The sequence below is a fragment of the Streptomyces sp. NPDC057307 genome, assembly GCF_042667665.1.
GTDB lineage: Bacteria > Actinomycetota > Actinomycetes > Streptomycetales > Streptomycetaceae > Streptomyces.
On sequence record NZ_JBHUZM010000223.1, the window covers coordinates 1 to 8,326 of the forward strand.

The 8,326-nt window shown below is 72.7% G+C and carries 6 protein-coding genes; 5 read left to right on the forward strand and 1 reads right to left on the reverse strand.

The window, feature by feature from the left end; translation table 11 throughout:
- Nucleotides 1-51 precede the first annotated feature (51 nt).
- The gene (locus ACFUN8_RS36125; protein WP_382570630.1) at nucleotides 52-969 is read right to left on the reverse strand and encodes an SDR family oxidoreductase; all 918 of its coding nucleotides are present in this window, start codon (nucleotides 967-969) and stop codon (nucleotides 52-54) included.
- 119 nt (nucleotides 970-1,088) lie between these two features.
- On the opposite strand from ACFUN8_RS36125, the gene ACFUN8_RS36130 reads away from it, so the two are divergent.
- The 5 genes from ACFUN8_RS36130 (at nucleotide 1,089) to ACFUN8_RS36150 (ending at nucleotide 8,238) form a co-directional block, all read left to right on the forward strand.
- Nucleotides 1,089-2,054, forward strand: a complete 966-nt coding sequence (locus tag ACFUN8_RS36130; protein WP_383647344.1) for an AraC family transcriptional regulator — start codon at nucleotides 1,089-1,091, stop codon at nucleotides 2,052-2,054.
- A gap of 197 nt (nucleotides 2,055-2,251) precedes the next feature.
- Nucleotides 2,252-3,727 (forward strand): 4-hydroxyphenylacetate 3-hydroxylase family protein, encoded by a 1,476-nt coding sequence (locus ACFUN8_RS36135; RefSeq protein WP_383647347.1) that lies wholly within the window; start codon nucleotides 2,252-2,254, stop codon nucleotides 3,725-3,727.
- Nucleotides 3,724-5,598 carry an MFS transporter gene (locus ACFUN8_RS36140; RefSeq protein ID WP_383647349.1) on the forward strand — a complete coding sequence of 625 codons (1,875 nt, stop codon included), beginning with the start codon at nucleotides 3,724-3,726 and terminating at the stop codon, nucleotides 5,596-5,598. Before ACFUN8_RS36135 ends, ACFUN8_RS36140 begins: the two co-directional genes overlap by 4 nt.
- Nucleotides 5,599-5,722: 124 nt before the next feature.
- Entirely contained in the window at nucleotides 5,723-6,934 is a 1,212-nt protein-coding gene (locus ACFUN8_RS36145; RefSeq protein WP_383647352.1) for a monodechloroaminopyrrolnitrin synthase PrnB family protein, read from the forward strand.
- The gene (locus ACFUN8_RS36150; protein WP_383647354.1) at nucleotides 6,931-8,238 is read left to right on the forward strand and encodes a flavin-dependent oxidoreductase; all 1,308 of its coding nucleotides are present in this window, start codon (nucleotides 6,931-6,933) and stop codon (nucleotides 8,236-8,238) included. Before ACFUN8_RS36145 ends, ACFUN8_RS36150 begins: the two co-directional genes overlap by 4 nt.
- The last annotated feature ends 88 nt before the right edge of the window (nucleotides 8,239-8,326 follow it).

The following is an 8,326-nucleotide window of genomic DNA, read 5'->3' on the forward strand; positions in this document are numbered from 1 at the left end:
CGCGGGAACGGGGCGGGAACGGGGGGCTTGCCCGCCGTGGAGCGGAAGGTGTCAGCTCGCGTCCGTCGACCAGACCTGCCACGGCTGGCGCGTCACCCACTCGTCCACCGGCGCCGGCTTCACCGCGAGCGCGTCCGCCGCCCGGCCGCCGTCGCCCGCCATCAGCAGCGGGTCGTCGCCCGTCGCCATGTAGTGGTAGATACCGGCGACCCCGGCCGCCGCCTCCGGGCCCGCGACCTGGGACAGCGCCTGCTCGAACACCGTCGGAGGCAGCGACAGGTAACGCACCTCCCGGCCGAGGCCCGTGCCGAACGCCGAGGCCAGCTCGTCGCCGGTCAGCGACTCGCTGCCGCCGATGTCGAACGTCTCGCCCTCCACACCGTCCACGGTGAGCGCCGCGAAGACCGCCTCCGCGAGGTCACGGTGCGAGATCCAGGCGGCGGAGCTGTCGCCGGGCAGCGGGTAGGCCAGGACGCCCTCGCTGACCAGCGCGGGGCCGTTCCACGGGCTGAACAGGTTGTCCAGATAGACCGGCGGCCGCAGCACCACCAACGGCACGCCGCTCGCCCGCAGTTCCTCCTCGGCGATCCTGCGCGTCTCGAAGGCGGCGACGTTCGTGGACTGTTCGGGGATCCGGGTGTTGGCGTTGTAGACGAGACGCCGGATGCCGGCGTCGCGTGCCGCCTCGGCGACATTACGGGCGTACCGCCGCACCTGCTCCGTCCCGTACACCAGCGGCATCACCACCGCCGCGTGCGTCGCGCCCTCCATCAGCCGCCGCACGGCGGGAGGATCGGCCAGGTCACCGCCCACGAACGAGGCGCCGGGGAGCGGCGGGCGGTCCGCCTCGGCGGCGCGGGTGAGCGTACGGACCCGCTGCCCGCGCTCGGCCAGCAGACGGGCCACGGCACCGCCCTGGAACCCGGTCGCCCCCACGACGGCGACGCGCATCGGAATCTGATCGGACATGTGTCTGAAGGCCCTTCGATAAGGTGTGTCTGCTGTCTATGACGGCTCTTTCACAAGGCTGGCGGCGGCGGCTTCGGCCGATCAATTAACAAACCGGGGCGGGGGTTGAAGGATCGTCCATGGAACCGATGGAGCCCATCAAGACCGAAGGTGACGATCTCCTGAGCGAGCTGCTGAAGCCGCTCCGGCTCACGGGGGTCTTCGACAGTCGTTGGCACGTCAGCGCGCCGTGGGCCATCGAGGGCGACGCCGAGCAGAGCTGTGCGATCCTCCACTACATCGTCGAGGGTTCCTGCTGGATCACCGGCGAGGGCCAGACACCGGTGGAACTTCGCGAAGGCGATCTCGCCGTCTTCCCCACCGGCACCGCGCACCGCATCTCCGACCGGCCCGACCGCAGCGGCGGACTACGGCTGGCGGCCGTCCTGCCCGAGCGGCTGCCCGGCACCTCGGGCGAGCTGAAGATCGAGGGCGGCGGACCGGAGAGCCGGCTGCTCTGCGCCGGACTGCACTACGACGCGAGCGCCGCCACCGGCCTGTACACGGCGCTGCCGTGGGCGCTGGTCCTCGACCGCACCCAGGTGGACAACGAACCGCTGCTCCGCGACACGTTGCGGCTGCTCGCCTCGACGCAGCGTCCCGTGGGCCCCGGCGACCGCCTCATCACACTGCGCGCGTTCGAGATGGCGCTGGTCCTGGCGCTGCGGCCGCTGCTGCGCGAGATCGCGGACAACCCGGCGTCGCTGCCGGTGCTGAGCCATCCGGGCATCAGCAGGGCGATGGTGATCATCGCGACGCGGTTCGCCGAGCCGTGGACGATCGAGTCGCTGGCGCGTGAGGTCGGCATGTCCAGGTCGGCCTTCACCGCGGCCTTCCGCGAACTGGTGGGGGAGGCCCCGGCCCGGCATCTGACGGGCCGTCGGATGCAGGAGGCGGCGCGGCTGTTGGGGGAGACGTCGCTGCCGCAGTCGGCGCTGCCGCAGCGGGTGGGTTACCGCAGCGCGGTCGGTTTCCATCTTGCGTTTCGCAAGTGGTTCGAGCAGACGCCGGGGGAGTACCGAAGCGGTGCGGTGCCCGCCGCGTAGGGCCGTCCGATGTCGCGGTCTGGCCGGTTATTAAGGACCGCTGGACGGTCGTTCATTGCTCACGGCGCTTGCGCCAGGAAAGGCTCTCAGGGAGTGGGAGCAGCGTTCCGCGCGTGCTCGGTGTGCCGGGTGTGGCGGGCGCATGGGATGTGTCGTGCGTGCCGCATGAATCGTTTTGATTCGTATGAGGAGAAGTGTTGACCAGATCGGGTCAGGAGTACCTGGCGTCGTTGCGCGACGGCCGTTCGGTCTGGCTGGACGGCGAGCGGGTCGAGGACATCACGCGGCACCCGGCGTTCCGCAACACCGCGGGATCCATCGCCCGGCTCTACGACCTGGCACACGACTCCGCGCACACCCCGGTGCTCACCCGGGACGGTGTCCACCGCGCGTTCGCGGTGCCGCGCGGTTACGAGGACCTGGTCGCGCGCCGGCGGGCGTACAAGGTGTGGGCCGAGGCGAGCTTCGGCTTCCTGGGGCGTACGCCGGACTACATGGCGGGCGGCGCGGCCGGATTCGCGGCGGCGCCGGGCGTGTTCACCACCGACGGCTTCGACGGCGCGGCGAACGCGGTCGCGTACCACCGGCGGCTCGCCGACGGCGACCTGTACCCGACCTTCACGATCACCAACCCGCAGGGCGCGCGGACCCCGTTCGACGCGGCCGGGGGGACGGCGGACGACGACCCCGTGGTGCGGGTCGTCGCCGAGAAGGACGGCGGGATCGTCGTACGCGGCGCGAAGATGATCGGTACGGCGGCGGTCTTCGGCAACGAGGTCATCGTCGGCACGATCGAGCCGCTCGCGCCGCGGGACGTGGACCGCGCGGTCTGCTTCTCGATCCCCGTCGACACCCCTGGTCTCAGCTTCATCTCCCGTGTCTCGTACGAGGGCCGGGCGCGGAGCGTCTTCGACAACCCGTTGTCGTCGCGGTTCGACGAGAACGACGCGCTGCTCGTCTGCGACGACGTCTTCGTCCCGTGGGAGTCGGTGCTCACCTACCGGAACGTCGACGCGAGCTTCGGAATGTGGTGGCGCACACCGGCGTACGTGAACTTCGTGCACCAGGCCGCGACGCGCTTCTGGACCAAACTCGAATTCCTCGCCGGGATAGCCGTCCTGCTGACGAAGTCCAACGGGACGTACGAACTGCCGCCCGTCACCCAGGCGATCGGCCGGCTGCTCGGCAAGGTCGCCCAGGCGAAGGCGTTCGTGCTGGCCGCGGAGGCGAGTTACGAGGAGGTCGACGGCGGGCGCGGCGGAGTGATGCCCGGCAAGGACATCTCGTTCGCGCAGCGCATCATGGCCGGCGAGCTGTATCCGCAGGCCGTACAGGAGATCAAACTCCTCGCGGGCGGCGGGGTGATCCAACTGCCCGCGTCGGGCGAGGACTTGCTCCACCCGGAGCTGGGCCCGCTGGTACGGCGCTACATGGGCGCGCCGGGCCACTCGGCCGAGGAGCGGATCAAGCTGCTGAAACTGGCCTGGGACGCGCTGGGTTCGGAGTTCGCCTCCCGCCACGAACAGTACGAGCGCTTCTACCACGGCGCGCCGCACGTCTATCTGATGCAGCAGGTCTGGGAGGGCGACACGGCGTCCTGCGAACGACTGGCCCAGGCTTGTCTCGACGGCTACGCGCTCGGCGGTGAACCCGAGGGAACGGGTCCCCGGTGAGCGGCGAACGCGGGAACGAGCGGGACGAGCGCGACAAGCGCGGCGAGCGGAACGGGGCGGCGGCCGACCGTGACCGGGTCCCCGACCACGCCGCGCCCCTCGCCCCGGCGGGCCCCAACGGCTCGTCGCCTACCGACGATGCGCCGCCACCCGGCTCCGCCGGTCGTGCCGGTCCGGTCGGCCACGCCGGGGCGGATGACGCGGGGGTAGGTGGTCCGGTCGGGGCGGACGGTCCCGGCGTACGCGGTCCGGTCGAGGCCGACCGGGCCGGCACACCCGGCCCTGTCGGGGCCGATGGTCCCGGCGTACGCGGCCCCGTCGGGGCGGACTGCCCCGGCGTACGCGGCCCCGTCGAGGCCACCGGCCCCGGTGTGGCCGGTCCATCAACTCCCGGCGCCCCGGGGTTTCGCGCCCCCTGCCCCGAGGCGCCGGGATCGTACGAGCGGCGGGGACCGAGTCCCAAGGCCGCGCTCGCGCTGCTCGCGTCCACGCAGTTGCTGCTCATCATGGACACCGCGATCATCAACGTCGCCCTGCCGTCCGTCGGGCAGGACCTCGGGTCCGGGTCCGCCGGACTGTCCTGGGTCGCCAACGCGTTCCTGATCACCTTCGGCGGGCTGCTGCTCCTCGGCGGGCGCGCCGCCGATCTCCTCGGGCACCGGCGGGTGTTCCTCGGCGGGCTCGGGGTGCTCGGTGCCGCCTCCGCGGCCGGCGGGGCCGCCGGGTCGGTGGGGGTGCTCGTCGGGGCCCGCGCCGTCCAGGGGGTCGGCGCCGCGCTCGCCGCCGCCGCCGCGTTCGCCCTGCTCCTGAACCTCTTCCCCGACGGGCCGGACCGCCACAAGGCCCTCGGCGCCTTCGCCGCGATGGGCGGTCTCGGCGGCGTCCTGGGCACCGTGCTCGGAGGCGTACTCACCGATCTCCTCGGCTGGCGCTCCACCTTCTGGCTGAACGTCCTCGGCGCGCTCGTCCTCGCCGTCCTCGCCCCGCGGCTCCTCGACGGCAACACCCGCAGCGCCGAACGCGGCTTCGACCTCGGTGGCGCGCTCACCGCGACCGCGGGCCTCGGACTCGTCGCGTACGGCCTCGTCGGCGCCGGTGAGGCGGGCTGGACCAGCGCGCGGACGCTGGGCGCGTTCGCCGGCGGGCTCGTACTCCTCGCGGTGTTCGCCGTTCTGGAGAAACGAATCGCCCGCCCGCTCGTGCCGCCCGCCGTCCTGCGCCGGCCCACCCTGCGGCTCGCCAACTGCCTCAGCGCGCTGGCCCAGATGGCGCTCTTCCCGATGTTCTTCCTCGTCAGCCTCTACCTCCAGCGCGTCCTCGGCCACACCCCCCTCTACGGCGGGCTCGGCCTGCTGCCCCTCTCCCTCGCCGTGGTCGTCACCGCCCCCCAGACCGGCCGCCTCATCCGCCGCCTCGGACTGCGCGCCACGATGACGCTCGGCTTCGCCCTCCTCTTCGTCGGCATGCTCTGGCTGGGACTCGCACTCGCCGCCGAGGGCACCTTCTTCTCCACCGTCCTCGCGCCGAGCCTCGTGCTGGGCGTCGCCCTGCCGCTCGTCATGGTCACCACCAACGTCGCCGCGACGGCCGACGCGGCGCCGGGCGAGACCGGGCTGGCCTCCGGACTCATCAACACCAGCCAGCAGTTCGGCTCCGTACTCGGCCTCGCCGTACTCGTCGCGGTCGCCACCGCCCGCACCGACGCGCTCGGCGCGGCCGGCGCCGCCGACGAGACCGCGGGCTTCAAGGCCGCCCTCCTCGTCGGCGCCGTCCTCGCCGCCTGCGCCGCGCTGCTCACCTTCCGGCTGCGCCTCCCCGCGCCAGCGTCCGCGCCCCCGCACCAGGACCGGGTCGGCGGCGCCCTGGAGTAGACCCAGGAGGAACGAGTGCGCAGGCAGGGCCCGGTCGACGGTTCCTAGGGGGGATCACCCGACGGCGGGAAGCCCGTCCGTGTTCCCACCACCCACCCGACCCACGCCCGAGGGGGGCACTTCCATGACGTTGTACGACCTTGTCGCGCCCGCGATCGAGGCGCGCAGCGAACCGCGCTACCGCATAGCCGGCATACGCGCGGCCGATCCGCTGGGCGCCGACGCGATACTCGCGGCCGTACCCGCGATGAACAGGGACGCCGACGTCCCCGCGCTCACCGTCGCCCTTCGCACGCTCGTCCCCGATCCCGACCGCACCGCCTCGCTGAGCGTGGTCGACGCGCTCGCCGCCGTACGCGACCTCGGTCTGCTCCTCGGCTCGCTGAAACGGCACGGTGTCGAACCGCTCGCCGCCGTCCCCGAGGCCCTGCCCGTACTGCGGGAACTGGGCCACCGCACCGACATGGTGCCGCGCGACACCGTGCACCACTACACGACGTGGAATCCGCTCGGCGACCGCCAGCGCATGTACACCGGCGACAAGATGGAGGGGCACCTCCAGAACGCGGTACGGATGGTCTTCCCCGCGCTCGTCGCCGCGCTGGACTCCTGCACGGAGCTGGCGGGACTCGAACCGTACGACCCCCGCTTCGCCGCCACGCTCGACCGCACGGGGCAGCACGTCCAGGCCATGGTCGACTCCATCGACTTCACCGTCGCGCAGGTCACGCCCGAGTTCTTCGCGCGCGGGCTCCGCCCGTACTTCGAGGAGATCGACGTCGCCGGCCGCGACTATCTGGGGCCGGCGGCGGCGCAGGTGCCGCTCTGGCTGGTCGATCTGACGCTGTGGCAGTGCGACCGGAGCAGTCCGGAGTACGACGCGTTCCTCGACGAGTCGGTGCTCTACAGCCTGCCGTCGTGGCGGGCCTTCCACGCGGCGCACCGGGGCACGACCTCCGCCGTGAGCAAGCTGTCCGCCGCGATCAGCTGGGAGTCGACGCCGCGGCTGCCGCCGGTGCTGGCCGCGTCGGCGGTGGCGCTGGAGCGGGTGCTGCGGATACTCAAGACGTTCCGGGCCCGGCACATCGGCATCGCGCGCAAGGCGTACAGCGACGAACTGCGGCTGTACGACGCGGGAAGCGGGGGCGCGCCGATCGCGCTGCTGCGGTCGGTGCTGGATCTGACCCGAGACAACGAGACGCTGGTGCGGCACGCGAATGTACGCATGCACGCGCCGGCGCCCGCCTCGTCGTCCGCGCCGGCGCCCATGTCCGCGTCCGCGCCCGCGTCCGTGTCCGCCACGTCACCGCTTCGCGAGAAGAGACTCACCCCATGACTCACATCATGATCGCGGGCGGCGGTATCGCCGGCCTCACCGCGGCCCTCTCCCTGCACGCCGCAGGCTTCGACCGCATCACCGTCGTGGAGGCCGCCCGGGAGATCCAGCCGCTGGGCGCGGGGCTGAACATCATGCCCAACGCCGTACGCGAACTCGACGCGCTCGGACTGCTCGGCCGTCTCGACGAGTGCGCCGTACGCACCGCAGAACTGCGCTACTACCACCGCGGCGGCGGGCTCATCTCCCGCGAACCGCGCGGCCTGGCGGCCGGCTATCTGTGGCCGCAACTGTCCATCCACCGCGGTGACCTGCAACGCGTCCTCGCCGACGCGGTACGCGACCGGCTCGGCAGCGACGCGGTGGTCGCCGGGGTCCGGATCAGCGGACTGGAACCCTCCGCCGACGGCCGCGCGCGCGTCCTGCTCGCGCACCGCGACGGGCGGGGCCGGGGTGGTGGTGCCTCCATGGAACCCGACGTACTGATCGGCGCGGACGGTATCCGCTCGGCGGTCCGGGCCGCGCTGAACCCGGACGAGGGCGAGCCGCCGTGGAACGGCATGCTCGTCTTCCGCGGTGTCTCGCGCGTCCCCGCGCACCGCGCGGGCACGTTCATGTTCATCGCGGGCGACGACCGGCAGAAGGCGGTGGTCTACCCGATGACGCACCCGATCGGATCCGGCGCATCCGGCGGGCGGGACCGGCACGTCCTGGTCAACTGGGCGCTGGCGATGCCCGCGACGGACCTCGTCGGGGCCGGGCGCGGCGACTGGAACCGCCCGGTGCCGGTCACGAAGTTCGCGCACCACTACGAAGGCTGGGAGTTCGACGGCGTCAGCGTCCCCGAGGTCCTGGCCGCCGCGGACCGCGCCTTCGAGTACCCGATGGTGGACCGCGAACCGCTGGCGCGCTGGACCCACGGCCGTACGACCCTGATCGGCGACGCGGCCCACGCGATGTACCCGATCGGTTCGAACGGCGCGACGCAGTCGATCGTCGACGCGCGTGCGCTGGCGCACGCGATGGCGACGCACCCCGACCGCGCGGAGGCCCTGACGGCGTACGAGACGGAACGCCGCCCGGCCATGACGGAGCTGCAACTCGCCAACCGGCAACAGGGCCCCGAGGCCGTCATCACCCTGGCCCACGCCCGCGCCCCCGAAGGCTTCACCGACATCGCGGACGTGATCCCGCCGTCCGAACTGGCGGAGATAGCGTCGCGCTACGCGGCGACGGGCGCGTTCGACCCGAAATCGGTGAACGCGGGCTCTCCGTACGAGGTACCTGCGCCCGTTCGCGGCTGACGGGTCTGAACGGGGGAGGGGGCCGGGGGCGCGTCGGCGCCGGCCCCCGGCCCCGTCCCCGGCCCCGCCTTCGGCGGAGGTCGCTGCC

Excerpts from the sequence above, each read along its gene's own strand:
- ACFUN8_RS36125 (WP_382570630.1), bottom strand. The coding sequence starts at position 969 with ATGTCCGATCAGATTCCGATGCGCGTCGCCGTCGTGGGGGCGACCGGG.
- ACFUN8_RS36150 (WP_383647354.1), top strand. The coding sequence starts at position 6,931 with ATGACTCACATCATGATCGCGGGCGGCGGTATCGCCGGCCTCACCGCG.
- ACFUN8_RS36130 (WP_383647344.1), top strand. The coding sequence starts at position 1,089 with ATGGAACCGATGGAGCCCATCAAGACCGAAGGTGACGATCTCCTGAGC.
- ACFUN8_RS36145 (WP_383647352.1), top strand. The coding sequence starts at position 5,723 with ATGACGTTGTACGACCTTGTCGCGCCCGCGATCGAGGCGCGCAGCGAA.